The organism is Microbacterium testaceum (genome assembly GCF_029761935.1).
Lineage (GTDB): Bacteria > Actinomycetota > Actinomycetes > Actinomycetales > Microbacteriaceae > Microbacterium > Microbacterium testaceum_A.
In genome coordinates this window covers 214,741-240,605 of record NZ_CP121699.1, presented here as the reverse complement: position 1 = coordinate 240,605, position 25,865 = coordinate 214,741, and the positions used below count along the sequence as shown (strand labels likewise).

Genomic DNA, 25,865 nt, shown 5'->3' with positions numbered 1-25,865 from the left:
GCGAATCCGTTTCTTAACCGTCCAGCCGGTATAGTATCAGAGCAACACCGAACGCCGCCAGTACGATCGAGGAGTCATGAGCCGTCCCCCTCTTGCCCGCGAAGCCGTCCTCGACGCCTTCAGCCGCATCCTCGTCGACGAGGGCGAACGCGCCGCGACGATGGATGCCACCGCGCGCGGTGCGGGCGTGTCGAAGGGCGGCCTGCTCTACCACTTCGCCTCGAAGAGCGCTCTCGAAGCGGCCCTCGTCGAGCGGCTGGAGAGGCTCGCCGAAGAGGACGTCGCCGAGATCGAGCGATCCGACGAGGGCGTGGTCGCAGCTCACCTGCGCTCCTCGCAGAACACCGGCTCGCCCCTCGACGTGACCATCCTCGCCGTGTCCCGCCTCGCGCAGAACGGCAGCGACGCCGCCTCGGCATCCCTCCGTCGTGTCCGCGAGCTCTGGGAAGACAGCCTCCGTGCGCACACGCGCGACGAGACGGCGCTGCAGATGGTGCTGCTCGTCAGCGACGGGCTGTACTTCAACGCCGTCCTCGACCTCAACGCCCTCCCCGGCCCGGCCCTCGAGGGCGCCGACCTCGACGCGCTCATCGCCCGCGTCGTCGCCGCCGCGACCTAGACCGCGATATCACCGGTCAGTCGTGCGGCCGCTCGACCCGCCGCTCACGACGCTCGCGCCGGAGCTCGATCACCACCCCGAGCAGGATCAGCGCCCCGCCGATCACACCGACGAAACCCCACGGCGTGCGTCGCACGACATCGGCCACCCCGGCGACGACGAACAGGATGCCGAGACCGGCGGAGACGACGCGAAGGACGAGGGCCACGAGCGAAGTGTCATCCGCCCGATTATGCGTCGCCCCAGAGCGGGGAACGTGCGCGCCGAGAACGAACGGAAGAGGGGGCCGCCGCAGCGACCCCCTCCCCCGGAACGACCGTCCCGGGCGTCAGCCCTCGACGATGTCGATCTGTCGGAACAGGTCGGCGCCGACGGCCTCGCGCATGGCCACGAGGATCTCGTCGGGCACCGGCGAGTCGACCGTGAGCACCGAGAGCGCCCGCCCCGTGGCATCCGGAGCCGCCACCTGCAGGCCCGCGATGTTGATGCCCGCTTCGCCCAGCTTCTGGCCGTAGATCGCCACGATTCCGGGGCGGTCGGCGTAACGCATGACCACGTGGTGCTGCTCGATCGGCACCTCGATCTCGTAGCCGTTGATCGAGACGACCTTGGGCACCATGCGCGTGCCCGCGAGCGTGCCCGCGACCTCAAGGGTCGAGCCATCGGCCAGCGTGCCGCGCAGGATCGTGATGTTGCGGTACAGCGGGCTCTCGGCCTCGACGACCAGGCGAGCCTCGACGCCGCGCTGCTCGGCGAAGAGCGGGGCGTTGACGTACGAGACGCTCTCGCTGACGATGCGGCTGAAGTACCCCTTGAGGGCGGCGAGACGGTAGACGCTGACGTCGTACTGCGCGAGCTCTCCGCGCACCTCGATCTCGAGGCTGGTCAGGGCGCTGTCGGCGAGGCCGCTGAAGAACTGGCCGAGCATCTCGACCAGCGCGATACCGGGGCGCACGAAGGGGTCGATCGCGCCGCCGGCGACGTTCACGGCATCCGGAACGAGATCGCCCTCGAGAGCGAGCTTCACGCTGCGCGCGACCGAGACGCCCGCCTTCTCCTGCGCCTCCTCGGTGCTGGCGCCGAGGTGCGGGGTGACGACGACGTTCGGCAGGTCGAGGAGCTTGCGGGCGGGTCCGCCCTCGGCGGGGGGCTCGGTCGAGAACACGTCGAGACCGGCGCCGGCGATCTCACCCGTGGTGAGGGCGTCGAACAGCGCCTCTTCGTCGATGAGGCCGCCGCGGGCGACGTTGATGACGTAAGCGCTCTTCTTCATGCGGCGCAGCTGCTCGGCGCCGATCATGCCAGTCGTCTCGGGCGTCTTGGGCATGTGGATCGTGACGAAGTCGCTCTGCTCGAGCAGTTCGTCGAGCGAGACGAGCTGCACGCCGAGCTGCTGGGCACGAGCCGCCGTGACGTAGGGGTCGTACGCGATGACGCGCATGTCGAAGCCCTGCAGGCGCGCGGCGATGAGCGCGCCGATGCGGCCGAGCCCGATGATGCCGATCGTCTTCTCGAACAGCTCGGTGCCGGTGAACGAGCTGCGCTTCCACAGGCCCTGCGCGAGCGAAGCGTGCGCGGCCGGGATGCGGCGCGCGAGGCTCAGCACGTGACCGACGGTGAGCTCGGCGGCCGAGATGATGTTCGAGGTCGGGGCGTTGACGACCATGACGCCGGCCGCGGTGGCCGACTTGATGTCGACGTTGTCGAGGCCGACACCGGCGCGGGCGACGACCTTCAGCGACGGCGCGGCAGCGAGGGCCTCGGCGTCGATCTGGGTGGCCGAGCGCACGAGCACCGCGTGGGCGTCGGCGAGGGCCGACAGCAGCGCGGGGCGGTCGGTCCCGTCGACGCCTCGCACGTCGAAGTCGGGGCCGAGCGCGTCGATCGTGGCGGGAGAGAGTTCTTCGGCGATGAGCACGACGGGCTTCGTCACGGATACGTCCTTCGAAACGGTGCTGGGGACGGCCGCGCACCGTCGCACACCGCCGGCGCGAACCGGGCGCGCGACCCGTGCGGGCCGTCTGTCAGCCTAGCGCGGAGCCACCCGACGCCCTGACCGTGTGACACCGCACGACGGGGCTGCGCTGGCCGTGTGCAAGCCCGAGCGGGGCGGAGCGGGGTAGACATCGCCCCGACACCTCCGCCGCATGAGACCGCATCTCGCAGACGACCCGCGTCAGCGTGACGCCGAGATGTCAGCGACATGCCGTCTCGCGGCGAACGACGCCACGCGCGAGCAGAACGGGACCGGATGCCGGGACCCTCGTCCTCAGCCGCCGTACAGGCCGTAGGAGGTGGTGCCGTAACCCACGATCGCGAGCCAGAACGCGGCGGAGAGCGTCAGCCCCGCGAGCAGGGCGATCGCGAGCTCGCCCGCTTTTCGCCGCTGGCCGATCGCGAAGGCCACACCGAACGCGACGAGTGGGAACACGATCGGAAGGATATACACGAACCAGCCCAGACCGTTGAGCCCCAGGGGGCCGTTGACCTGCTGGATCAGCAGCGCGACCGAGCTCCACACGACGTACGCGTAGAACAGGCCGAAGAGTCCCGCGATCGTGACGAGAAGCCACGTCGGCAGGTGGCGGGAGCGGACGGGAGTGCTCATGCGAAGGCTCCCAACGACAGGAACGGCCAGGGAACGAGAAGCACGATCCCCACGATCAGCAGCAGGAAGCGCTGCCACGTGCGCCAGCTGCGCGTGAGAGCGAGCACGGCGACGAACCACACGACCGGGGCGAGCGCCGCGCCGATCGTCAGGGCGATCACCGTCACCGACGGAATGGGAAGACCGAGGCCGTTCAGCCGCAGTCCCGCGAGAAGCCAGCCAATCGCGAAGAGCAGGAACGTCGCCGCCACCATGCCGATCCCCACGAGACCCACGTTCCCGAGGGGCGCCGCGTGGGCGGCATCCGGATCCTCATCGTCGACGTCGTCGACCGCGACCGGCTCGGAGCGGACGGGCTCGGGATGCCGGGTGACCGGCGCCGCGGCAGGCTGCAGGGGCTCGATCGGCTCGGCCTCGACCTCGCCGCCGGGGACGGGGGTCGGCGCGTGCTTCTCGCCGACGTCGAGGGTGGGGTCGTCGTCACCGCCCCAGGACAGGGCGTCGTCATCGCGCGGAGTGCTCACGGCTCCACGGTAGCGGCGCTCCCCCGCCGCCGGGCCGCGCCCCGCCGAAACGGCGAACGCCCCGGAACCGCGAGGTCCCGGGGCGTTCGACGAGAGGATCAGCGCGCGGCGGAACCCTCGACGTAGTCGGAGTCCTGCTGCTTCCACGCGAAGAGGCCGCGCAGCTCCTTGCCGGTCGCCTCGATGGGGTGACCCTGCTCCTTCTCGCGGAGCTCGAGGAACTCGGGGGCGCCCTTGTCCTGGTCGGCGATGAAGCGCTCAGCGAAGGCACCCGACTGGATGTCGCTGAGGACGGCCTTCATGCTGGCCTTGACGTCGGACGAGATGACGCGGGGACCCGAGACGTAGTCGCCGTACTCGGCGGTGTCGGAGATCGACCAGCGCTGCTTGGCGATGCCGCCCTCCCACATGAGGTCGACGATGAGTTTGAGCTCGTGCAGCACCTCGAAGTACGCGATCTGCGGCTGGTAGCCCGCTTCGACGAGGGTCTCGAAGCCGGCCTGCACGAGGTGGCTCATGCCACCGCAGAGCACGGCCTGCTCGCCGAACAGGTCGGTCTCGGTCTCTTCGGTGAAGGTCGTCTTGATGACGCCGGCGCGGGTGCCGCCGATGGCCTTGGCGTACGACAGGGCGGTGTCCCAGGCCGAGCCCGAGGCGTCGCGCTCGACGGCGATGATGTCGGGGATGCCGCGGCCCGCGACGTACTCGCGACGCACGGTGTGACCGGGAGCCTTGGGGGCGACGAGGATCACGTCGACACCCTCGGGGGCGTCGATGTAGCCGAAGCGGATGTTGAAGCCGTGCGCGAAGGCGAGCGTCTTGCCCTCGGTCAGCTTGTCCTTGATCGAGTCGGCGAAAATCGAACGCTGGTGCTGGTCGGGCGCCAGGATCATGATCAGGTCGGCCCAGTCCGCGGCATCCGCCACGTTCTTGACCTCGAAGCCGTCTTCCTGCGCCTTGGCGGCCGACTTGGAGCCGTCCTTGAGCGCGATGACGACCTCGACACCCGAGTCGCGCAGGTTCTGCGCGTGGGCGTGACCCTGCGAGCCGTAGCCGACGATCGCGACCTTCTTGCCCTGGATGATCGAGAGGTCGGCGTCGTCGTCGTAGAAAATCTCTGCCATGAGGATGTTTCTCCTTGAATCGTGGCCCCCGCTCAGGGGCCGCTGGTGAGTGGGAAGTTGGGAAGATTCAGCCGCGCAGGACGCGCTCGGTGATGCTCTTGCCGCCGCGACCGACGGCGAGCAGGCCCGACTGCGCGAGCTCCTTGACGCCGAAGGGCTCGATCGCCTTGAGGAAGGCCGCGACCTTGCCCGAGTCGCCGGTGATCTCGATCACGATGGCGTCGGGGGCGTAGTCGACGACCGACGCGCGGAAGAGATTCACGACCTCGAGCACGTTGGAGCGGCTCGCGTTGTCGGCGCGCACCTTGACGAGCACGTGCTCGCGCTGGACGGAGCTGGCGGGGTCGAGCTCGACGATCTTGATGACGTTGATCAGCTTGTTCAGCTGCTTGGTCACCTGCTCGAGCGGCAGACCCTCGACGTCGACGACGACCGTGATGCGCGAAAGACCCGGCACCTCGGTGACACCCACGGCGAGCGATTCGATGTTGAAGCCGCGGCGGGCGAACAGGCCCGCGACGCGCGTGAGCAGACCGGGCTTGTCCTCGACGAGGAGGCTCAGAACGTGGCGGGACATCTCAGTCCTCCTGCTCGTTGAAGGTGGGCGAGTGATCGCGCGCGTACTGGACGTAGCTGTTGCTGACGCCCTGCGGGACCATCGGCCAGACCATGGCGTCGGCGCTCACGACGAAGTCGATCACGACCGGGCGGTCGTTCGTGTCGAGCGCGAGCTGGATGGCCGCGTCGATCTCGTCTTCTTTCTCGACGCGGATCGCCAGGCATCCGTACGCCTCGGCGAGCTTGACGAAGTCGGGGATGCGGCGGGTGCCGTGTCCCGTGTTCAGGTCGGTGTTCGAGTGGCGGCCGTCGAAGAACAGCGTCTGCCACTGGCGCACCATGCCGAGCGAGGAGTTGTTGATGATCGCGACCTTGATCGGGATGTCGTTGATGACGCAGGTCGCGAGCTCCTGGTTGGTCATCTGGAAGCAGCCGTCGCCGTCGATCGCCCACACGGCGCGCTCGGGCTGGGCCACCTTGGCACCCATTGCCGCGGGCACCGCGTAGCCCATGGTGCCGGCACCGCCGGAGTTGAGCCATGCGTTCGGGCGCTCGTACTTGATGAACTGCGCGGCCCACATCTGGTGTTGGCCCACGCCCGAGGCGTAAACGCCCTCGGGGCCGGTCATCTCGCCGATGCGCTGGATCACGTACTGCGGCGAGAGCAGACCATCGGTGGTGGGCGTGTAGCCGAGCGGGAACTCCTCGCGGAGCCCGTTCAGGTAGGTCCACCACTCGGTGTAGTCGTGGGGCTGCTCAGCGTCGACGGCACGGAACGCGGCGTCGAGGTCGACGAGCACGTCCTTCAGGTCGCCCACGATCGGCACATCGGCTGTGCGGATCTTTGAGATCTCGGCCGGGTCGATGTCGACGTGCACCACCTGCGCGTGCGGGGCGAAGAGCGCCGCCTTGCCGGTCACACGGTCGTCGAAGCGCGCGCCGAGCGAGACGATCAGGTCGCTCTCTTGCAGGGCGAGCACCGCGGGCACGGTGCCGTGCATGCCCGGCATGCCGAGGTGCTGCTCGTGCGAGTCGGGGAACGCGCCGCGCGCCATGAGCGTGGTGACCACGGGCGCACCGGTCGCTTCGGCGAGCACCTTCAGCTCGGCCGAGGCGTTCGCGCGGATCGTGCCACCGCCCACGTACAGCACGGGCTTCTTGGCGGCGGCGAGCAGCTGAGCCGCGGCCTGGATCTGCTTGCCGTGCGCCTTGGTCACGGGGCGGTAGCCGGGGAGCTCGACCTTGGGCGGCCAGACGAACGGCGCTTCGGCCTGCTGGGCGTCCTTGGTGATGTCGACGAGCACGGGACCGGGGCGACCGGTCGAGGCGATCTCGAAGGCCGCGGCGATCGCGCCGGGGATCTCTTCGGCGGTCTTCACCAGGAACGAGTGCTTGGTGATCGGCATGGTGATGCCGACGATGTCGGCCTCCTGGAAGGCGTCCGTTCCCATGAGGGTCGAGAACACTTGGCCGGTGATGCAGACCAGCGGCACCGAGTCCATGTAGGCGTCGGCGATGGCGGTGACGAGGTTGGTCGCGCCGGGGCCCGACGTCGCGATCGCGACGCCGACCTTGCCCGAGGCGGCGGCGTAGCCCTCGGCCGCGTGGCCGGCGCCCTGCTCGTGGCGCACGAGGATGTGGCGCACGTGCTCGTCGTCCATGAGCGGGTCGTAGACGGGCATGATCGCCCCGCCCGGCAGACCGAACACATCGGTCACGCCGAGCAGGTCGAGCGAGCGGACGACCGCCTGAGCACCCGTCATCACGGGCGCCGGAGCGGTGCGGGCGGGCGGCCGGGGAATGGCTGCCGTGGAGGAATCGATGGACATGGGAGTACCTCGAGAACCGGGAGAAGGTGAGAAGGGGGACGGCCGTCAGCCCGTGACCGCGCCCTCCGCGGCGGAGTGCACGAGCTTGGAGTACTTGGCCAGAACGCCACGGGTATAGCGCGGGGGAAGCGGTTCCCAGCCTTCGCGGCGGGAACTCAGCTCGGCGTCATCGACGATCAAGTCGAGAGTGCGAGCGGCGATATCGACCCGTATCAGATCACCATCGCGCACGAAGGCGATGGGACCTGCGTCCACCGCTTCGGGAGCTATGTGGCCGATGCACAGGCCGGTTGTGCCGCCTGAGAATCGTCCGTCCGTCAACAGTAGTACATCTTTTCCGAGGCCCGCGCCCTTGATGGCCGCGGTGATCGCGAGCATCTCGCGCATGCCCGGACCGCCCTTGGGACCCTCGTAGCGGATGACCACGACGTCGCCGGCGGCGATCTCGCCCGCCTCGAGGGCGTCCATCGCGCCGCGCTCGCGCTCGAACACGCGGGCGGGGCCTTCGAAGACGTTCCCGTCGAAGCCGGCCGACTTCACCACCGCACCCTCGGGGGCCATCGAGCCGTGCAGGATCGTGATGCCGCCGGTCGCGTGGATCGGGTCGTTGAACGAGTGGATGACCTTGCCGTCGACCGGGTCGGGGTTCAGGTCCGCGAGGTTCTCGGCGAGGGTCTTGCCCGTGACGGTGAGCGCGTCGCCGTGCAGCAGCCCCTCGTCGAGCATGGCCTTCATGATGACCGGGATGCCGCCGTGGCGGTCGACGTCGTTCATGACGTACTGGCCGAAGGGCTTCATGTCGGCCACGTGGGGCGTGCGGTCGCCGATGCGGTTGAAGTCGTGCAGGTTGAGCTCGACCTCGGCCTCGTTCGCGATGGCGAGCAGGTGCAGCACGACGTTGGTCGAGCCGCCGAGCGCCATGGCGAGGGCGATGGCGTTCTCGAACGCCTCTTTGGTGAGGATGTCGCGCGTGGTGATGCCCTGGCGCAGCAGGTTGACCACGGCCTCGCCCGAGCGGTGGGCGAAGTAGTCGCGGCGGCGGTCGGCCGAGGGCGGGGCTGCGGAGCCGGGGAGGCTGAGGCCGAGGGCCTCGGCGACGGACGCCATGGTGTTGGCGGTGTACATGCCACCGCACGCGCCCTCACCCGGGGCGATCGCGCACTCGATGCGCTTGAGATCGGCCTCGCTCATCTTGCCCGCGAGGCACGCGCCCACGGCCTCGAACGAGTCGATGATCGTGACGTCCTTCTCGGTGCCGTCGCTGAGCTTGACCCAGCCCGGGGCGATGGAGCCGGCGTAGAGGAAGACGCTCGAGAGGTCGAGACGAGCGGATGCCATGAGCATGCCGGGGATCGACTTGTCGCAGCCGGCGAGCAGCACGGAGCCGTCGAGGCGCTCGGCCATCATCACGGTCTCGACGCTGTCGGCGATGACCTCGCGCGACACGAGCGAGAAGTGCATGCCCTCGTGGCCCATCGAGATGCCGTCGGAGACGGAGATGGTCCCGAACTGCAACGGGTACCCGCCGCCGGCGTGCACGCCCTCTTTCGCGCCCTGCGCGAGGCGGTCGAGGCTGAGGTTGCAGGGCGTGATCTCGTTCCAGCTCGACGCGATGCCGATCTGGGGCTTGTCCCAATCCTCGTCACCCATGCCGACGGCGCGGAGCATTCCGCGCGACGTGGTGGCTTCGATGCCATCGGTGACGACGCGACTGCGGGGCTTGATGTCGAATTCGCCGGTGTTCGGATTCTGCGGTGCGGGCATTCTCGAAGTCTATTGCGCGGGTACGACACCCGATGCTCCGCAGGCCGTGAACGCTCGATTAATCGGCGCTCGTGAACCCCGCGCCCGGTGCCGGCCGCATCGACTTCCGCGCGGACGCGGATCGTCGAGGTGGCGTCGGGTCAGTCGACGTGCGCACGACGCAGGCGCGCCACATCCTCCAACACCGCGACGAACGCGTCGATGTCGTCCACGCGGAGCGTCGCCGCGGTGTCTCCCCCGCCCACGCGCACGCCGAGGTCACCGGCATCCAGGGAGCTCAGGGCATCTTCATCGGTGACGTCGTCGCCCGCGAACAGCACGGCCGTCGCCCCGACGCGCTCGCGCAAGCGCGCCACGGCGGAGTCCTTGCCCTCGTGTCGGAACGAGAACTCGAGGATGTCGTGGCCGGTGCGACGCCGCCACGAGGGCGCTCGATCGGCGAGCATCTCGTCGACGAGAGCACGGGCGGCCCGAGCGGTCGCGGCATCCGCGGTGCGCGTGTGGACGCCGAGACCGTACTCCTTGGGCTCGATCCAGACACCCGCCATGTCGGCCGTGCGCTCGAGGACCTCCTTCTGCAGCTCGTCCCGCAGCTCGAGGTCGGCGGCGTTGTCGCCCGTCTCTTCGATCCCTGCACCGGGCACCCAGAACTGGGCGCCGTGCGAGCCCGCGAGCAAGATGGGCGAGGAGTCGTCGTGCTCGGCGATCTCGCGCAGGTGCCCGAGCGAGCGCCCCGAGACCAGGGCGACGACCGTACGCGGGAGCACCGCGAGGGCGTCGACCGCGGCCCGGGCACCCGGGGTCATCCGCGCCGACATCGGCTCGTCGACGAGCGGCGAGAGCGTGCCGTCGAAATCGAGGGCGACGAGGAGCGTGTCGGTGGTGGCGACGGCCTCGACCGTCGCGTCGGCGGCGGTCATTCGGCATCCGTTTCGTCGATGGGTTCGCGTTCGGGGACCGAACCGTCGTCGTGTTCGATCACCTCGGCGGCAGCGGCGGCGCTCGACGATTTCTCGTGGAAGACCGACAGCGCCTCGAGGAATTCCCGCGACCAGTCTTCGACGTCGTGGTCACGCACGCGTTTGCGCAGGGCCCGCATGCGGCGACCCTGCTCCGCGGCGGGCATGTCGATCGCGCGCACGATCTGGTCCTTCAGCCCGTCGATGTCGTGCGGGTTGATGAGCAGGGCGCTGCCCATCTCGTCGGCGGCTCCCGCGAACTCGCTCAGCACGAGCACGCCGCGGTTGTCGATGCGGCTGGCGACGTACTCCTTGGCGACGAGGTTCATGCCGTCGCGGAGCGCGGTGACGAGCATGACGTCGGCCGCGAGGAAGAGGGCGACCATCTCTTCGCGCGGGTACGACTGATGCAGGTAGCGGATGGCCGTGTGCGTGGTGGTGTCGTAATCGCCGTTGACGCGCCCGACGGTCATCTCGATCTCGTCGCGCAGCTGCACGTAGGCGTCGACGCGCTCACGGCTCGGGCTCGCCACCTGCACAAGGGTGGCGTCCTCGACGGTGGCCCGGCCGTCTTCGAGCAGTTCGCCCCACGCTTTCAGGCGGTGGCGGATGCCCTTGGTGTAGTCGAGGCGGTCGACCCCCAGCAGGATCTTGCGCGGATTGCCAAGCCCCTCGCGGATCTCTTTGGCGCGCTGCTGGATCTCGGGCTTCTGCGCGAGCTCGATGTAGGACTCGGCGTCGATCGAGATGGGGAACGCCTTCGCAAGGGCGACGCGCGTGCCGCCCTGGGAGTCGGGCACCAGGATGCCGCTGGCCTTGGTCTCGTATCGCAGCTGTCGCCGCACGGCCCGGGCGAAGTTGCCGGCGTCGGCCACGCGCTGGAATCCGATGACGTCGGCGCCGAGAAGTCCCTCGAGCACCTGCTTGCGCCAGGGCAGCTGCGAGTACAGGCCGTAGGCGGGGAACGGGATGTGGTGGAAGTACCCGATCGTGAGGTCGGGGCGGAGCTCGCGCAACAGTTTGGGGACGAGCTGGAGCTGGTAGTCCTGCACCCACACGATGCCGCCCTCGGCGGTCACGTCGGCGGCGGCGCGGGCGAAGCGTTCGTTCACCTTCACGTAGGCGTCCCACCACGCGCGCTTGTACGTCGGCGCGGCGATGACGTCGTGGTACAGCGGCCAGATGGTGTCGTTCGAGAAGCCCTCGTAGTAGAGCTGCACGTCGGACGCCGACAGGGTCACGGGAACGAGGTGCGTGCCCTCGAAGTCGAAGGGGTCGACGGTGGCATCGGCTTGACCGGCCCATCCGACCCAGGCGCCTTCGGCGCGGCGCATGACGGGTTCGAGAGCGGTGACGAGACCGCCGGGTGAGCGTCGCCACCCCTCGCCGTCGGGGGTGCGATCGACGGGCAGTCGGTTGGCGACGACGACGAAATCGGCCTGGGTCACAGGTCCTCCTCGGGGATCGTCCTCAGGCTAACAGCGGGCCCGATCCGCGCACGGGGCTGGACGGGATGCGATACGTGCGTTCTCGCGCGCGGGCCGGCCGTGCTCCGCTGTCAAGGTGCGGCGCCGGATCACACCGCTCGATAGGTTGGGCTCATGCGGCAGTACATCTTCGGAACCGGTCTTCTCAGCGCCATCACCGGCGGCGTCACGCTCTTGCGCGGGCTCAAGAACGACGAGCCGTTCACCTGGCGCACGGCGCTGGCGTGGCTGAGCTGGGGCATCACGCTCGCGCTCGCGATCGGCGCGGTCGTCGACACGCGCCGCGCGCGTCGGGGTCGCGTGATCTCGGGGGACTCCCCCGTCTCGAAGAAGCAGGAGAAGCTGTTCAAGAAGCGTCTCGCGCGCTGACCCACGGAGACCTCACGGATGCCGCGGCCTCGAGGTCGCAGCATCCGTTCGTCTGAGGCCGGCCCTACCGGGTGAGGATCAGCGCGTCGCCCTGACCGCCACCGCCGCACAGCGCCACCGCGGCCGTGCCGCCATCGCGACGTACCAGCTCGTGCACCGCGTGGACGACGAGACGGTTGCCCGAGGCGCCGATGGGGTGCCCGATCGCGATGCCGCCGCCGTGCGGGTTGACGACCTCGTCGGAGACGCCCAGCTCGGCCTGCGACCGCGCGACCACGGCGCCGAAGGCCTCGTTGATCTCGACGAGGTCGAGGTCGGATGCCGCGATGCCCTGCTTCTCGAGCGCTTTCGCGATCGCGCGGGCGGGCTGGGCGTGCAGGGAGTTGTCGGGGCCGGCGACCTGACCCGAGGCCCCGACCACGGCGAGCACGTCCCACCCGCGCTCGTCGGCGATCGCGCGGGTGGTGACGACCACCGCGGCGGCGCCATCGGAGATCTGCGAGGCGTTTCCCGCGGTGATCGAGCCGCCCTCGGCGAAGGCGGGACGCAGCTTCGCGAGCGTCTCGACCGTCGTGTCGGCGCGGATGCCCTCGTCGGCCGAGACGACCACGGGGTCGCCCTTCCGCTGCGGGATCGACACCGGGACGATCTCGGCGTCGAACATCCCGTCCGCCTGCGCGGCGGCGGCGCGCTGGTGGGAGCGGGCGGCCACGGCATCCTGAGCTTCGCGCGTGACCTCGTACCGGGCGTTCGCGCGCTCGGTCGAGGCGCCCATGCTCTCGCGGTCGTACGCGTCGGTGAGGCCGTCGTGCGCCATGTGGTCGAGCACCTCGACGGAACCGTAGGCGTAGCCGTCGCGCGAGTTCATCAGCAGGTGCGGAGCGCGGGTCATCGACTCCATGCCCGCGGCGACGACCACCGTCGCGTCTCCCAGGCGCAGCATGCGTGCCGCGTCGATGACCGCGGTGAGGCCCGACAGGCAGACCTTGTTGATGGTGGCGGAGTGCACGTCCCAGCCGATGCCCGCTTCGATCGCGGCCTGGCGCGCGGCGTTCTGCCCCGCTCCGGCCTGCAGCACCTGGCCCACGAGCACCGCGTCGACGGCGTCGGCGGGGATGCCGCCGCGCTCGAGCGCCCCGCGGATGGCGGCCGCCCCGAGCTGCACGGCAGTCAACGGCGCGAGCTGCCCCTTCAAGCGGCCCTGCGGGGTGCGGGCGGCGGCGACGATGACGACGTCGTTCTGTGCGGTCATGCGTGCTGCTCCTCAGCGAGTCGGACGGTCAGCGCGGGCTCGGTGGCGGCCCGCACCTCGTCGACGCTCACCCCGGGGGCGAGCTCGACGAGCACGAGTCCATCCTCCGTCACATCGATCACGGCGAGGTCGGTGATGATGCGGTCGACGACGCCGCGGCCGGTCAGCGGCAGCGAGCACTCGTCCACGATCTTCGGTGAGCCGTCGCGGGCGACGTGCTCCATCAGCACGATCACGCGGGCGGCGCCGTGGACGAGGTCCATCGCTCCCCCGGGGCCCTTGACCATCTTTCCGGGGATCATCCAGTTCGCCAGGTCTCCGGATGCCGACACCTGCATCGCCCCGAGGATGGCGGCGTCGATCTTGCCCCCGCGGATCATCCCGAAGCTCAGCGCCGAGTCGAAGAACGCCGACCCCGGGAGCGTGGTCACGGTCTCTTTGCCGGCGTTGATGAGGTCGGCGTCCACCGCGTCCTCGGTCGGGTAGGGACCGACGCCGAGGATGCCGTTCTCGGACTGCAGCACGACCGTGACCCCGTCGGGCACGTAGTTGGGCACGAGCGTCGGCAGGCCGATGCCGAGGTTGACGTACGAGCCGTCGGCGAGCTCGCGGGCGGCGCGGGCGGCCATCTCGGTGCGGGCCAGAGCCATCAGCGGGTCTCCTCACTCACGGTGCGCTTCTCGATGCGCTTGGGGATGTCGGGGCCGACCTCGACGAGGCGGTGGACGTAGACGCCGGGGAGGTGAACGGCATCCGGGTCGAGCTCTCCGGGTTCGACGAGGTGCTCGACCTGCACGATGCAGGTGCGGCCGGCCATCGCGGCGAGGGGGTTGAAGGCGCGCGCGGCCTTACGGAACACGAGGTTGCCGTGCCGGTCGCCCGTGTGGGCGTGCACGAGCGAGAAGTCGGTGGTGATGGCCTCTTCGAGCACGAACTCGCGCTGCTCGCCGTTCACCTCGAAGGTGCGGACGTCCTTGACCGGGGAGGCGACGGCGATGCCGCCGGCCCCGTCGTAGCGACGCGGCAGTCCGCCCTCGGCGACCTGGGTGCCGACACCGGTCTGGGTGTAGAAGGCCGCGATGCCCGAGCCGCCGGCCCGCAGCTTCTCGGCGAGCGTGCCCTGCGGGGTGAGCTCGAGCTCGAGTTCGCCCGAGAGGAACTGCCGCTCGAACTCCTTGTTCTCTCCGACGTACGACGAGGTCATCTTGCGGATGCGACCGGCGCCGAGCAAGATGCCGAGCCCCCAGTCGTCGACGCCGCAGTTGTTCGACACGACCGACAGGTCGCTGGTCCCCTGGGCGAGAAGGGCCTCGATGAGGGCGAGGGGGTTGCCGGACAGGCCGAACCCGCCGACGGCGAGAGACGCCCCGTCGGGGATGTCGGTGACGGCCTCTGCGGCCGAGGCGACGGTCTTGTCGATCACGCAAACTCCTTCGTTTCGTCCTCCTACGGTGCGCTGGGTGGGCCCGCCCGGTCGACCGTGCTCTTGTCATGTGGATGACGTGGGGCTTAGCGTCCACATCGTGGACACTGCATCGCGATCCGTTCCCGGCGCCCAGGCCATCTCGCGGGCGGCCCGACTCCTGCGCCTCGTGACGGCCGCGGGCGAGACCGGCGCGTCGGTCGGCGACCTCGCGCGCGGCGCCGATCTCACGCGACCGACCGCGCACCGCCTCCTCAGCGCACTGCGCGCCGAGGGGCTCGTCGACCGCGACGAGCCGACCGGTCACTGGCTACCGGGGCCGGAGCTCTATCTGATGGGGAGTGTGGCGGCATCCCGATTCGACATCACCTCGACCGCGCGCGACATCGTGCGCTCCCTGGCGGTCCGAACCGAGGAGAGCGCGTTCCTGTCGGTGCGGCGGGGCGACGAGACGGTATGCCTAGTGCGCGAGGACGGGAGCTTTCCGATCCGCTCGTTCGTGCTGTCGGAAGGGGTGCGCTTCCCCCTCGGGGTGGCCTCGGCGGGGTTGGCGATCCTGGCGTTCCTGCCGTCGAGCGAGGTGGATGCGTATCTCGAGCGGCATCCGGAACTTCCCGAGAAGTGGGGGGCGTCGCACTCCCCCACCCGTCTGCGTGGGCGAATCCGCGACACGCAGGCTCGCGGATACGCGGTGAACCCGGGACTGATCGTGGAGGGGAGCTACGGGCTCGGCGCGGCCGTGTTCACGCGGGCGGGCGACCCGCAGTGGGCTCTCAGCCTGACCGGGGTGGAGTTCCGCTTCGGCGGCGAGCGCCTTGCTGAGCTTGGACGGATCCTTCTCGCGCACGCGCACCAGTTGTCCACGCGCATCGCGTCTCGGTGAATCCGCCCGAATAGATACCCAAGGTATATACCGAGGGTATACTTCTAAGTATGACCCGCCACGACGACCTGCAGACGCTTCTGCTCGCGGTGCACGCCCTCACCCGCGTCGCGGCTCTCGACACCCAGACCGACGCCCCCGCCGCGCAGTGGCGCACACTGACCCTCCTGCGCGACCACGGCCCCCAGCGCCTCGGCGACCTCGCGACCCTCAGCCGTGTGACACAACCCGGCATGACCCGACTCGTCCACCAGATGGACGCCGCGGGACTCGTCGAGCGCCGCCGCCTGCCCGACGACTCGCGCGTCAGCGTGGTCGCCGCCACGGCGAAGGGCCTCGACGCGCTGGCCGGGTGGTACGAGCAGTTCCGCGCGGCCCTTGCGCCGCACGTGGCCGACCTCTCGGAGAAGGAGTGGGATGCCGTGAGCGTCGCCGCCTCCGCGCTCTCACTGCGCGTGGGGATGGCGCCGACTCCCGCGGGTCGACACCAATTCACAGACATCCGAACCCCCGACGACGATGGCGCCGCCGACCCCACCGAAGACCGCGGAGCCCTCGCGGAATCCGCAGAAGAACAGGAGGTGGTCCGGTGAGTGCCGGAACCGCAGCAGTCAGCAAGGCGCCCAGCGTCTGGAAACAGCCCGCGCAGGTCTGGGCCGTCGCCTTCGCGTGCGTCGTCGCCTTCATGGGCATCGGTCTCGTCGACCCGATCCTCCCCGCCATAGCGGATTCCTTGAAGGCCACCCCGGTCGAGACGGAGCTGCTGTTCACCAGCTACCTCGTCGTGACCGGCCTGGCGATGCTCATCACCAGCTGGATCTCGAGCCGCATCGGCGCCAAGGCGACCCTGCTCGTCGGTCTCGGTTTGATCGTCGTGTTCGCGTTCTTCTGCGCCATCAGCGGCAGCGTCGACGCCGTGATCGGCTTCCGCGCCGGATGGGGTCTGGGCAACGCCCTCTTCATCTCCACCGCGCTGGCGACCATCGTGGGCGCGGCATCCGGCGGGAGCTCGGCCGCGATCATCCTCTACGAAGCCGCGCTGGGCCTCGGCATCGCCGTGGGGCCGCTGCTCGGGGGCATCCTGGGTGAAGTCAGCTGGCGCGGGCCGTTCTTCGGCGTCGTCGTCCTGATGGCGATCGCGTTCCTCGCGGTGGCGGTCCTTCTGCGCGGCCCCCAGCCCGCGCGCACGCCGCTCCCCTTCAGTGCCCCGTTCCGTGCCCTCGGCCGTCCGGCGCTTGCGATCCTCGCGGCGACCGCGCTGTTCTACAACATCGGCTTCTTCACGCTGCTCGCGTTCTCGCCGTTCCCCCTCGGGTTCGGGGCGATGGGGATCGGCCTGACCTTCTTCGGCTGGGGCGTGGGCCTGGCGATCACGAGCGTCTGGGTCGCCCCTCTGCTGCTGCGCCGCCTGCGGCTGACGACGGTCCTGTTGACCGCCCTGCCTCTGCTGGCCCTCGACCTGCTCGTCGCCGCGTTCATCGTGTCGTCGGCCGTCGCTCTGGTCGTGTGCATCATCGTGGGTGGTCTCGTGCTGGGCGTCGTGAACACCGCGCTGACCGAAGCGGTCATGGAAGCCACCGACCTCCCCCGCTCGGTCGCCTCGTCGGCCTACTCGGCCGTGCGCTTCCTGGGCGGGGCGGTCGCTCCCCCGCTCGCCGCGCTGCTCTGGCACGCGTACGGCGCCGGAGTGCCCTACGTGATGGCAGCGGTGTCGGTCGTGATCGCTGCCGCCTGCATCCTCTTCGGTCGGCGTCTGCTCGCACACGTCGACGGAGCACACCCGGATGCCGCTGACGAGGGCGCCGCTGTTCTCGTGGGGGATGCGGCGTAGGGCGTCGGCGTCACCTCTCCTCGCGCCGGGTGCCGGCAGGACGGACCGATGGGATCGTCATGTCGGCGCCCGGCGCTTTCGCGTGGGTGGGCGATACCGGCTCTATTTCGCCCTCGACCGGCGGTTCCTCCTGATGTCGGAGGTCCTCGATAGCGTGGGCCACGCCCGGACCTTGCGGGCACGGTGCGGCCTGGCCTGGCGGGCGTTCCTCGACGGGCGGATCTCCGAGAGCCGCGCGATCAGAATCGCCCGGCTCGCCGGCTCCCTCCCCGATGACCGCGAGGCCTGGACCGCGTTCGACACCGGTGCCACCGAGCGCGCTCAACGCGTCACGCCCTCGAGCTTCGACACCGCCGCTCGCGCGCTGCGCGAGAAGGTCCACGCCGAGTCGATCGAGGAGCGGCATCGCCGCGCCCTCCGCGACCGCGGGGTGTGGTTGACCGCCGAGCTCGACGGCATGGCGACGCTGACGGCCTTGCTTCCGGCCGACAAGGCTCACGCCGTCATGACCCGCCTGGATCGCGCCGCACGGCATCTGGCGACGACAGCCGGCGAAGAGTGCTCGCTGGCGCAGCTGAGAGCCGATGCGCTGGCGGATCTGCTCGCGGGTGGGCCGACGGCGGGGCCACCGACCACGACAACCTCGAACCCGAGTGCCGCCACCACCACCGCCTCCGCCACGAGACGAAATGGGAACCGCTCAAGAACCCCGGCGATGTCGACCTGAGGTGGCGCTCACCCCTGGGTCACGACATCGAGGTGGATCCGCCGCCGTTCTGATCTTCGGCGGCGCCGACCCGGCGCTCGTCTCGCACCCGTTCCACCAGCGTGTCCCACAGCTGATCGAACCGTGCGTTCCACGGTGTCGCGAAAACCCCGTCCTTCCAGCGCTGGTGCACGACGTCGAGGGTGACCCACTCGGCATCATGAACCTCCTCGGGGTCCGGCACGGGCGCGGGCTCCCCGTCGACACGGCCGACCCAGAGGTCGAACAGGGCTCTTTCTTCGACGACGCGACCCACCAGGACCAGGTCGTCGGGGGCGAGCACCATCCCCGTCTCTTCCGCGAGTTCCCGCACGGCGCCGGTGCGGCTGGTCTCTCCGCGCAAGGCGCTGCCGGCGGGGAACTCCCACGCCAAGGGGTAGTCCTTGCCCACGGCGCGCAGGCTCATCAGCACGCGGCCGGTGGACGACACCAGACAGACGGATGCCACGACGTGGAACGACCCGACCGGCACGGGGCCGTCACCGCGTCGGTGGAGGGTTCCGGTGGGTGTGCCCTCAATGTCGGTGACATCCCACATCTCGTCGTCGGCCATGGAAACCTCCCGGGTCACGCGCCGCCGTTGGAGACGGGGCTCGTCCCATCATGCCGAGCGCCATCGAGGAGGCGGAGGGATTGCGCAGAACCCGGATCCGAGAGACGAAAATCCCCTCCACACCACACGGGCGAGAGGGGACTTTCTGTGCTGGTGCACCCCCTGGGACTTGAACCCAGAACCCACTGATTAAGAGTCAGTTGCTCTGCCGATTGAGCTAGAGGTGCGTTCCGTTCGGCCGGAGTTTCGCTCTCCGCGCCGAGGAATGACACTACCAGGCGTGACTCGGGCACGCCAAATCGAGCCAGGATCGACCGTTATCCTGGAGCCGTGTCCCGCATCGAAGAGCCCGCCGCACCCCCCGCGGACCTGACCGACGATCTCGCACTCGCCCTCCGTCTGGCTGACGCTGCCGACGCCGTGGCGATGGAACGCTTCGACTCCGCCGACCTCCGGATCGACACGAAGCCCGACCGCACGCACGTGACCGAGGCCGACCTGGCGACGGAGCGCGCGATTCGCGGAATCCTCGACGCGGAGCGCCCGGGCGACTCCGTGCTCGGCGAGGAATACGGCACGTCGGGTGACACGTCCCGCCGCTGGGTCATCGATCCGATCGACGGGACCCACAACTACATGCGCGGCATTCCGGTCTGGGCGACGCTCATCGCCCTGACCGTCGACGGCGTCCCCCGGGTGGGCGTCGTAAGCCAGCCCGCGATCGGTCGCCGCTGGTGGGCCGCAACGGGCCAGGGCGCGTGGACGACGACCGCCGACGGTGACATCCGACGCATTCACGTATCCGGGGTCGACGAGGTCTCGGCATCCAGCATCAGCTTCCAGAGCATCGAGCAGTGGGACGACGTCGAGCTCGTCCCCACCCTCGAGAAGCTCACGCGCGCTGTCTGGCGCGATCGCGCCTACGGGGATGCGCTCCCTTACATGTGGTTGGCCGAGGGCCGTCTCGAGCTCGTGGCCGAGTTCGGGGTGAAGGAGTACGACATCGCGGCGATCGCCCCCATCGTGCGCGAGGCCGGCGGGCGTTTCACGGCGTTCGACGGGACCGACCGTCTCGATGCCGGTTCTTCCCTCGCGACGAACGGCCTGCTGCACGACGACTTCTACGCTCTGCTGCACGAGGACGGTGCCCGATGACACGCGCGCGCCTCGCACTCCTCGCCGCCGGCGGCGCCGTCGTCGCACTGGCTCTCGCCGGGTGCACGTCGACCCCTGACGCCGCCCCGAGCGTCGCGGCCAGCGCCACGACGACCGATGCACCCGCTCCCGACGCCGGTGCCAGCGCGACTCCCACGACGGACCCGATCACCCCGACCTGCGAGAACATCATTCCGACCGCCACCGTCGACGACTTCAAGAGCCTCGGGTGGACGTACCAGGAGGAGCCGTTCCGGATCGGCGCGACGGCGCTCGACGATGGCGTCCAGTGCAAGTGGGGCGATGCCAAGGTGGCATCCGATCGAGTGCAGATCTTCGGGTGGGCTCCCATCGACGACGCGACGGCGCAGCAGGCCGAGAAGGACCTCGTCGCTTCGGGGTGGAAGCTCGAACGCGACGGCACGGGCGACTACGTCACCGAGAACCCCGACTGGCTCGGCGGCCGCGGTGCCGATGGCTACGGTCTGACGTACCTGTTCGGCGACGGCTGGGTGAAGTTCGCGGACACCCGCCAGAGTCTCCTCCTCGTCGAGACGCCTCAGTAGGGCGCCGCAGACGCGGAGGTTTCCCTCACCGGTACGGATTCACCGCCGCGGCGTCCCGTCCGGCCGCGAAGCCCTCGTCCCACGCGTCTCCGCGCGCCTCGAGACCACGCCACCGTTCGTCGGTCTGCAGGATCCGTTGTGCGAACGCGACCCAGTCGCTCCACCCACCCTCGACCGAGGCGTCGCCGCCTCGGCCCTCGGCCCGCCACCGCGCCGAATCGGGAACGGGGTCGAGGTGGAAGGGACCGACATCGATGCGGATGTGACGCGGATCGGGCATTCCCCGACGCTAGCTGGTTCACTGGGACGCATGGGATTCCTGGATCGCCTGTTCGGCAAGAACGTCCCGGCCCCGCAGGCCGCTCCCCTCGCGTCCGATCCTGGTCTCGCAGGGCTCAGACGGACAGCTCAGGATGCTGTCATCCTCGGCTTCCGCGACTTCGATGAGGTCGTGCAGCAGGTGCAGGACGTCCACGAACTCGACGATGCCGCAGCGGCCGAGGCCGTGGTGCGCGAGGTCTGGGCCGAGCGCCGCCGCATCGAGCACGGACGGCCGTCCGTCACGGAAGGCGACCGCCTGCGCACGGCGTTCGCGATCCTCGAGGCACGCGGCTTCGTCGCCCGCGCCGACTTCACCTGTTGCAATACGTGCGGAACCGCTGAGATCGACGACGAGCGCACGCCCGCGCCGAGCGACGAGACGGGTGCACCGCAGTTCCGCGAGTGGGCCTACACCTTCTTCCACCAGCAGGACGCCGAGCGACTCGCCGAGGAGCCCGCGCAGCTGTTCCTCACCTTCAGCGCCTTCGCACCCCTGCGCGATCTCGACCCCGGGCTTCTCGCGGCGGCCGATGTCGGCGACGAGGCCGCGCGCAGCGAGGTCTGGCGACAGACCGATGCCCGCGTCGGCCGGATCGTCGCCGATGCTCTCGCCGAAGCCGGCCTGCCGGTGGAGTGGGACGGCGACCCCGCGCACCGCATCGTCATCCCGCTCCCCCAGTGGCGCAACCGCCTTCCCGGCACCGCCCCCGCGACCGCGTAGGCGCGGCACGGCACGGCGAGCCCGGCACAACGAGCACGGCACAACGCGCCCGGCACAGCGCGCACGGTCATGCCGGCCCGACCACGTAGGCTCGACCCTCGTGGCTATCGGCTCGACCATTCACCAGTTCACCGTGCAGCTCTCCGACGTCGATCGCGGCGTCTACGACGAGCTGGCGTTGCGCGTCGCTCGGCACCCCTCGGAGACCGCTCCGTACATGCTGACGCGCGTGCTGGCTTACTGCCTCGAGTACGAGGAGGGCATCGGCTTCAGCGAGGGCGTCGCCGCGACCGACGAGCCCGCCGTGATGATCCGCGACCTCACGGGCGCCCTGGTGGCGTGGGTCGAGGTCGGAGCTCCGGATGCCGCGCGCCTGCACACCGGCAGCATGAAGGCCGAGCGCGTCGCGATCTACACGCACCGCGATCCCGATAAAGTCGCCGCCCCGTGGGCGGGAAAGCGCATCCACCGCGCCGAGGAGGTGCTCCTGCACAGCTTCGAGCCCGGCTTCGTCGAGAAGCTGTCGGATGCCATCGAGCGACGCAACACCGCGACTCTGACGCGCACCGAGGGGCGCATCTATCTCGAGCTGAACGGCGTTGCCGGCGAGAGCGACATCCACACGCGCCCCGCGGGTTGATCCCGAGATCGAGAAAGCCGCCACCTTCGCCGAAACGGGCGAAGATGGGGGCTTTCTCACGTGACGATGGTTCGTGGAGCTGGGGGGAATCGAACCCCCGTCCAACGCTGGGTCTCCGCGTTTTCTCCGGGCGCAGTCTGTGCAGACGTTCTGCTCGGCTCCGACCTTTGTCACAGACACCTAAGTCGACAAGCCCAGCCTGGGAAAAGTCCCGCGTGACGTCCAGACGCCGTCACACAGCAAGACCCCTAAATGACGCCAGATTCCGTGGCGGGGTCGCACACGGCCTGACGGACTATCGGGCTCGCTTACGCAGCGAGGGCGAAGTCAGTGCGCTTAGCATTGGCACTTATTGTTTTGCAGGGAGCGTTTACGAGATAACCCCACATCCTCGGCCCGCTTCTCGCGGGTTCGCAGGCGCTGTCGAAACCGATCAGCCCCGGGAACTCCGTGAAGGAGCGACCATCGTCACGCTGTTGAGTTGCCACCTCGGGGGCCGAAGCGCCCGAGCATCACAGTCTACAACGGTTCGCGGCGCGCGATGATTCCCACCCGAAGCCGGTGCCCCGCGTCCCGCAGGCTCACCGCGTGAGCGACGTCGCCGCGCCCTCACCGATCCCACCCGAGCGCGCCCCTCCCGTAGGCTCACCGCATGAGCGACGTCGTCATCACCGTCCGGGGCGAGAGCAACGCCCGTGCCCGCGCTGAAGAGGCCGCCGTCCGCGTCACCGTGTCGACCGACGGTCCCACTCGCGGGCCGGTGGTCGAACGGGCGCAGGAGCGCGCGGCGAGCGTGCAGGATGGCCTGGTCGCTCACCTGCGCTCCGGCGAGGTGTCGGAGTGGTCGAGCGCGCGCGTGTCGGTGTGGTCCGACCGGCCGTGGAACAACGAGGGAGCGCAGCTCCCCCTCGTCCATCACGCCGCCGTGGAACTCTCCGCCACGTTCACCGACGCCGGTGCCCTGTCATGGTGGCTGGGGGATGTGGCCGAGTCCGATGATGTGCAGGTCACCGCGGTGGAGTGGCGCCTATCCCCCACCACCCGCGCCCGGGTCGAGCGCGAGGTGGCCGCCGACGCCGTCCACGTCGCCGTGGAACGGGCGACGGCCTATGCGGACGCTCTGGGGCTGGCATCCGTGTCCGCCGTCGAGATCGCGGATGCCGGTCTGCTCGGCGCGCACCCCGAACAGCCGGCGCCGTTCGCCGCGCGCATGATGGCGGCCTCCGGTCCAGCCGGGGGGCCGTCGTTCAGCCTGCAGCCGCCCGAGATCGTGGTCACCTCGGTCGTGGAGGGCCGCTTCCGCGCGGAGTGACTCAGCGCGTCACTCGCCCAGACGGTTCTTCGTGCGCATAGCACGTTCGGCTTCGCGCTTGTCTTCGCGCTCGCGGATCGTCTGACGCTTCTCGAACTCGCGCTTGCCCTTCGCGACGGCGATCTCGACCTTGGCGCGGCCGTCGAGGAAGTACAGGCGCAGGGGCACCAGGGTGTACCCGCCCGCCGACACGGCGTGCGAGAGCTTGATGATCTCTTCTTTGTGCAGCAGCAGCTTGCGCGTGCGCTTGGCCGAGTGGTTCGTCCAGTGGCCCTGGGAGTACTCCGGGATGTGCACGGCATCGAGGAACGCCTGGCCGCCGTCGATGTAGGCGTAGCCGTCGGTGAGGTTGGCGCGCCCCTGGCGCAGCGACTTCACCTCGGTGCCCGTGAGCACCAGTCCCGCTTCGTACGTCTTCTCGATGGCGTAGTCGTGACGCGCCTTCTTGTTGGACGCGATGAGCTTTTCACCCTGCTCACGAGGCATGGTGCCACCTCCTCATGATCATGGGCACACAGAGCCTTACAGTTTACCCCACAGCGGATGCCGACTCCGCGCGCGACCGGAGGTCAGGCGCGCAGCCAGCGGCGGATGGCGAAACTGGCGCTCAGGGCGGCGAGGACGATACCGATCACCACGAGCGCGGGGATGACGATCGCGACGTCGCCGAAATCGACCCACGAGGTGATGAAGCCGATCCGATCCCTCAGGTACTGGTTCACGCCGACGCCGACGATCGCCCAGACGGCGACGCTCGCCAGAGCGGACCCGATCAGCGCAGCGAGGACGCCCTCGACGATGAACGGCGTCTGGATGAATCGGTTGGACGCGCCCACCAGGCGCATGATCCCGAGCTCCTTGCGTCGAGCGAACGCCGAAAGGCGAATGGTCGTCGCGATCAGCAGCACCGCCGCGATCAGCATGAGTCCGGCGATGCCCACCGCCACGTAGGTCGCGACCGTCAACGCCTGGAAGAGGGGCTCGAGGTATTGGAGCTGGTTCGTGACGCTCTCGACGCCGTCCTGTCCGCTGAAGGCTTCCGCGATGACGTCGGACTGGCTCTGGTCGACGAGGTTGATGCTGAAGGTCGCGTTGAACTGGTCGGCGGTGACGACACCGAGGATGTCCTCGGACAGCAGGCCCTTGGCGTTCTCGAACACCTGGTCACTGGTCTGGAAGGTGTAGTCGCGGATGAGCGGGGCCAGGGCGGAGCCGTCGAGCTTCGCGGTGACCGCGTCGATCTGATCCTGCGTCGCGGGCTGACCGGCCACGCAGGTCGGCGCGTTCGACGAGGCCGCGCACATGAACACCGCCACCTGGGCGCGATCGGCCCAGTACGACTGCATCTTGCCGATCTGCATCTGCATGAGCATCGCCGCGCCGACGAAGGTCAGCGAGACGAAGGTGACGAGGATGACCGAGATGACCATCGACGCGTTGCGGCGAAGACCGGTGAAGGCCTCCGAGAGGATGAGCCCGAACCTCATGACGTGGGTCCCACTTCGTCGTTGCGGTCTTTCTTCTGGCCCAGGCCGAGTCGGTCGGCGAGACCGAGAGCGTCGACGTCGGGGCGGGTGACCGGGATGGAGCGCGTGTTGGTGCCGGGCTCGCGGGGCTCGTCGGCGGGGGCCGGAGCGTCGTCCGACGCGGCCGCAGCGGTCTCGTCGCGTCGCTCCGCCGGAGCAGTCTCGTCGCGTCGTGCCGCCGGCGTCGCGTCCGCGCCCGGCTTGGTCAGCGGTTCGACGGGCCCGGTCAAACCGGTGACCTCGCGCTGCACCTCGAGCACCGCGGTGAGGGCGGCGACCGCGGCCGCTCCGCGCTCGACCTCGGGCGCGAGGCGCGGGAGGCTCGACGTGTCGCCGTAGCCACCGTGGCGCTCGTCGCGCACCATCTCGCCACCGCGCAGCTCGATCACGCGGCGCTGCATCTGGTCGACGAAGCCGGCCTCGTGCGTGGCCATGACGACGGTCGTGCCGCCGGCGTTGATCCGCGCGAGCAGGCGCATGATGTCGATCGAGGTGCCGGGGTCGAGGTTTCCGGTCGGCTCGTCGGCGAGCAGCACCTGCGGACGGTTCACGAGCGCGCGGGCGATCGCGACGCGCTGCTGCTCACCGCCCGAGAGCTCGTGCGGCAAACGCTTCTCTTTGCCGTCGAGACCGACGAGCGCGAGCACCTCGGGCACGGCCTGCTGGATGAACCCGCGCGAGGCGCCGGTCACCTGCAGCGTGAAGGCGACGTTCTGGTGCACCGTCTTGTTCGGCAGCAGGCGGAAGTCCTGGAAGACCGAACCGATGTGACGGCGGAAGTAGGGAACCTTACGGTTCGACAGCGTGCGCAGGTCGCGACCGAGCACGACGACACGGCCGTCGCTGGGGGTCTCGGCGCGCAGGATGAGCTGCAGGCACGACGATTTGCCGGAGCCCGAAGCGCCGACGAGGAAGACGAACTCCCCGCGCTGCACTTCGAAGTCGACGGCGTTCAGGGCGGGCTTCGCGGTGCCGCGATACCGCTTGGTGACGTTCTCGAACCGGATCATGGCTTGACGAGCCTAAGCGCGGGCTTCGAGCAGGCCGACAGGACGCGCCGGGTGGCGAAACCGAG

At 69.6% G+C, this 25,865-nt stretch carries 29 protein-coding genes, 1 tRNA gene and 1 other RNA gene; 11 read left to right on the top strand and 20 right to left on the bottom strand.

From position 1 onward, the window contains the following. Positions 1 to 76 precede the first annotated feature (76 nt). On the top strand, positions 77 to 619 hold the full coding sequence (locus QBE02_RS01060) for a TetR/AcrR family transcriptional regulator (RefSeq protein ID WP_279366770.1): 543 nt from the start codon (positions 77 to 79) through the stop codon (positions 617 to 619). A 16-nt stretch (positions 620 to 635) separates the two neighbouring features. Here QBE02_RS01060 and QBE02_RS01055 read toward each other — a convergent pair whose 3' ends face one another. The 10 genes from QBE02_RS01055 to QBE02_RS01010 form a co-directional block, all read right to left on the bottom strand. Further along, positions 636 to 827, bottom strand: a complete 192-nt coding sequence (locus QBE02_RS01055; protein WP_279366769.1) for a hypothetical protein — start codon at positions 825 to 827, stop codon at positions 636 to 638. A 120-nt stretch (positions 828 to 947) separates the two neighbouring features. Next, complete coding sequence (serA, locus tag QBE02_RS01050) at positions 948 to 2,552, bottom strand: phosphoglycerate dehydrogenase (protein ID WP_279366768.1); 1,605 nt, start codon at positions 2,550 to 2,552, stop codon at positions 948 to 950. A gap of 336 nt (positions 2,553 to 2,888) precedes the next feature. After that, a complete protein-coding gene (locus QBE02_RS01045; protein WP_279366767.1) occupies positions 2,889 to 3,227 on the bottom strand; it encodes a bacitracin resistance protein in 339 nt (112 codons plus the stop codon). Next, complete coding sequence (locus QBE02_RS01040) at positions 3,224 to 3,751, bottom strand: hypothetical protein (RefSeq protein WP_056230639.1); 528 nt, start codon at positions 3,749 to 3,751, stop codon at positions 3,224 to 3,226. Before QBE02_RS01040 ends, QBE02_RS01045 begins: the two co-directional genes overlap by 4 nt. A 98-nt stretch (positions 3,752 to 3,849) precedes the next feature. After that, positions 3,850 to 4,875 carry a ketol-acid reductoisomerase gene (gene ilvC, locus QBE02_RS01035; RefSeq protein ID WP_279366766.1) on the bottom strand — a complete coding sequence of 342 codons (1,026 nt, stop codon included), beginning with the start codon at positions 4,873 to 4,875 and terminating at the stop codon, positions 3,850 to 3,852. 67 nt (positions 4,876 to 4,942) lie between these two features. Further along, the gene (gene ilvN / locus QBE02_RS01030; RefSeq protein ID WP_056230635.1) at positions 4,943 to 5,452 is read right to left on the bottom strand and encodes an acetolactate synthase small subunit; all 510 of its coding nucleotides are present in this window, start codon (positions 5,450 to 5,452) and stop codon (positions 4,943 to 4,945) included. 1 nt (position 5,453) lies between these two features. After that, complete coding sequence (locus QBE02_RS01025; RefSeq protein ID WP_279366765.1) at positions 5,454 to 7,262, bottom strand: acetolactate synthase large subunit; 1,809 nt, start codon at positions 7,260 to 7,262, stop codon at positions 5,454 to 5,456. Between the two features lie 45 nt (positions 7,263 to 7,307). Continuing rightward, a complete protein-coding gene (ilvD, locus tag QBE02_RS01020) occupies positions 7,308 to 9,026 on the bottom strand; it encodes a dihydroxy-acid dehydratase (RefSeq protein ID WP_056230630.1) in 1,719 nt (572 codons plus the stop codon). Between the two features lie 140 nt (positions 9,027 to 9,166). Next, positions 9,167 to 9,946: a trehalose-phosphatase gene (gene otsB / locus QBE02_RS01015; protein ID WP_279366764.1), complete on the bottom strand. Its 780-nt coding sequence runs from the start codon at positions 9,944 to 9,946 to the stop codon at positions 9,167 to 9,169. Beyond that, positions 9,943 to 11,433, bottom strand: a complete 1,491-nt coding sequence (locus QBE02_RS01010) for an alpha,alpha-trehalose-phosphate synthase (UDP-forming) (protein WP_279366763.1) — start codon at positions 11,431 to 11,433, stop codon at positions 9,943 to 9,945. Before QBE02_RS01010 ends, otsB begins: the two co-directional genes overlap by 4 nt. 153 nt (positions 11,434 to 11,586) lie before the next feature. On the opposite strand from QBE02_RS01010, the gene QBE02_RS01005 reads away from it, so the two are divergent. After that, positions 11,587 to 11,841, top strand: coding sequence for a hypothetical protein (locus tag QBE02_RS01005; protein ID WP_056230625.1), 255 nt, complete (start codon positions 11,587 to 11,589; stop codon positions 11,839 to 11,841). A gap of 64 nt (positions 11,842 to 11,905) precedes the next feature. Here QBE02_RS01005 and QBE02_RS01000 read toward each other — a convergent pair whose 3' ends face one another. Genes QBE02_RS01000 through QBE02_RS00990 form a run of 3 tightly spaced genes read right to left on the bottom strand, consistent with a single transcriptional unit; the run spans position 11,906 to position 14,516 of the window. Next, positions 11,906 to 13,093, bottom strand: coding sequence for an acetyl-CoA C-acetyltransferase (locus tag QBE02_RS01000; protein ID WP_279366762.1), 1,188 nt, complete (start codon positions 13,091 to 13,093; stop codon positions 11,906 to 11,908). Then, a complete protein-coding gene (locus QBE02_RS00995) occupies positions 13,090 to 13,743 on the bottom strand; it encodes a CoA transferase subunit B (RefSeq protein ID WP_279366761.1) in 654 nt (217 codons plus the stop codon). Before QBE02_RS00995 ends, QBE02_RS01000 begins: the two co-directional genes overlap by 4 nt. Further along, positions 13,743 to 14,516, bottom strand: coding sequence for a CoA transferase subunit A (locus QBE02_RS00990; RefSeq protein ID WP_279366760.1), 774 nt, complete (start codon positions 14,514 to 14,516; stop codon positions 13,743 to 13,745). The genes QBE02_RS00995 and QBE02_RS00990 overlap by 1 nt, the downstream gene beginning before the upstream one ends. Before the next feature lie 100 nt (positions 14,517 to 14,616). Here QBE02_RS00990 and QBE02_RS00985 point away from each other — a divergent pair, with 100 nt between their 5' ends. The 4 genes from QBE02_RS00985 (at position 14,617) to QBE02_RS00970 (ending at position 17,957) form a co-directional block, all read left to right on the top strand. Beyond that, positions 14,617 to 15,399 (top strand): IclR family transcriptional regulator, encoded by a 783-nt coding sequence (locus QBE02_RS00985; RefSeq protein WP_279366759.1) that lies wholly within the window; start codon positions 14,617 to 14,619, stop codon positions 15,397 to 15,399. Between the two features lie 50 nt (positions 15,400 to 15,449). After that, positions 15,450 to 15,992 (top strand): MarR family winged helix-turn-helix transcriptional regulator, encoded by a 543-nt coding sequence (locus QBE02_RS00980; protein ID WP_279366758.1) that lies wholly within the window; start codon positions 15,450 to 15,452, stop codon positions 15,990 to 15,992. Further along, positions 15,989 to 17,230 (top strand): MFS transporter, encoded by a 1,242-nt coding sequence (locus tag QBE02_RS00975; protein WP_279366757.1) that lies wholly within the window; start codon positions 15,989 to 15,991, stop codon positions 17,228 to 17,230. The genes QBE02_RS00980 and QBE02_RS00975 overlap by 4 nt, the downstream gene beginning before the upstream one ends. 133 nt (positions 17,231 to 17,363) lie before the next feature. Further along, positions 17,364 to 17,957, top strand: a complete 594-nt coding sequence (locus tag QBE02_RS00970) for a DUF222 domain-containing protein (RefSeq protein ID WP_279366756.1) — start codon at positions 17,364 to 17,366, stop codon at positions 17,955 to 17,957. 19 nt (positions 17,958 to 17,976) lie between these two features. On the opposite strand, the gene QBE02_RS00965 is transcribed toward QBE02_RS00970, so the two are convergent. Together QBE02_RS00965 and QBE02_RS00960 are read right to left on the bottom strand one after the other, a co-directional pair. After that, complete coding sequence (locus tag QBE02_RS00965) at positions 17,977 to 18,549, bottom strand: NUDIX hydrolase (protein WP_279366755.1); 573 nt, start codon at positions 18,547 to 18,549, stop codon at positions 17,977 to 17,979. A 151-nt stretch (positions 18,550 to 18,700) separates the two neighbouring features. Further along, a tRNA-Lys gene (locus QBE02_RS00960) sits at positions 18,701 to 18,776 on the bottom strand. A gap of 103 nt (positions 18,777 to 18,879) precedes the next feature. Here QBE02_RS00960 and QBE02_RS00955 point away from each other — a divergent pair. Continuing rightward, positions 18,880 to 19,704, top strand: a complete 825-nt coding sequence (locus QBE02_RS00955) for an inositol monophosphatase family protein (protein ID WP_279366754.1) — start codon at positions 18,880 to 18,882, stop codon at positions 19,702 to 19,704. Beyond that, positions 19,701 to 20,270, top strand: coding sequence for a hypothetical protein (locus tag QBE02_RS00950; RefSeq protein WP_279366753.1), 570 nt, complete (start codon positions 19,701 to 19,703; stop codon positions 20,268 to 20,270). Before QBE02_RS00955 ends, QBE02_RS00950 begins: the two co-directional genes overlap by 4 nt. Positions 20,271 to 20,295: 25 nt before the next feature. Here QBE02_RS00950 and QBE02_RS00945 read toward each other — a convergent pair whose 3' ends face one another. Continuing rightward, the gene (locus QBE02_RS00945) at positions 20,296 to 20,550 is read right to left on the bottom strand and encodes a hypothetical protein (protein ID WP_279366752.1); all 255 of its coding nucleotides are present in this window, start codon (positions 20,548 to 20,550) and stop codon (positions 20,296 to 20,298) included. Between the two features lie 30 nt (positions 20,551 to 20,580). Here QBE02_RS00945 and QBE02_RS00940 point away from each other — a divergent pair, with 30 nt between their 5' ends. Continuing rightward, entirely contained in the window at positions 20,581 to 21,312 is a 732-nt protein-coding gene (locus tag QBE02_RS00940; RefSeq protein ID WP_279366751.1) for a DUF6891 domain-containing protein, read from the top strand. Positions 21,313 to 21,412: 100 nt separating this feature from the next. Then, complete coding sequence (locus tag QBE02_RS00935; protein ID WP_279366750.1) at positions 21,413 to 21,952, top strand: YaeQ family protein; 540 nt, start codon at positions 21,413 to 21,415, stop codon at positions 21,950 to 21,952. Positions 21,953 to 22,023: 71 nt separating this feature from the next. Here QBE02_RS00935 and ssrA read toward each other — a convergent pair. Further along, positions 22,024 to 22,393, bottom strand: a transfer-messenger RNA (tmRNA) gene (gene ssrA / locus QBE02_RS00930). Positions 22,394 to 22,604: 211 nt separating this feature from the next. Between ssrA and QBE02_RS00925 the strand changes: the two genes are divergently transcribed. Then, the gene (locus QBE02_RS00925; protein WP_074696875.1) at positions 22,605 to 23,264 is read left to right on the top strand and encodes an SIMPL domain-containing protein; all 660 of its coding nucleotides are present in this window, start codon (positions 22,605 to 22,607) and stop codon (positions 23,262 to 23,264) included. A gap of 9 nt (positions 23,265 to 23,273) precedes the next feature. Here QBE02_RS00925 and smpB read toward each other — a convergent pair whose 3' ends face one another. The 3 genes from smpB to ftsE all read right to left on the bottom strand — a co-directional run bounded on the left by smpB (position 23,274) and on the right by ftsE (position 25,800). Continuing rightward, the gene (smpB, locus tag QBE02_RS00920; RefSeq protein WP_074696877.1) at positions 23,274 to 23,750 is read right to left on the bottom strand and encodes an SsrA-binding protein SmpB; all 477 of its coding nucleotides are present in this window, start codon (positions 23,748 to 23,750) and stop codon (positions 23,274 to 23,276) included. A gap of 83 nt (positions 23,751 to 23,833) precedes the next feature. Continuing rightward, positions 23,834 to 24,751, bottom strand: coding sequence for a permease-like cell division protein FtsX (ftsX, locus tag QBE02_RS00915; protein WP_056230602.1), 918 nt, complete (start codon positions 24,749 to 24,751; stop codon positions 23,834 to 23,836). Continuing rightward, entirely contained in the window at positions 24,748 to 25,800 is a 1,053-nt protein-coding gene (gene ftsE / locus QBE02_RS00910; protein WP_279366749.1) for a cell division ATP-binding protein FtsE, read from the bottom strand. Before ftsE ends, ftsX begins: the two co-directional genes overlap by 4 nt. Positions 25,801 to 25,865: the final 65 nt, after the last annotated feature.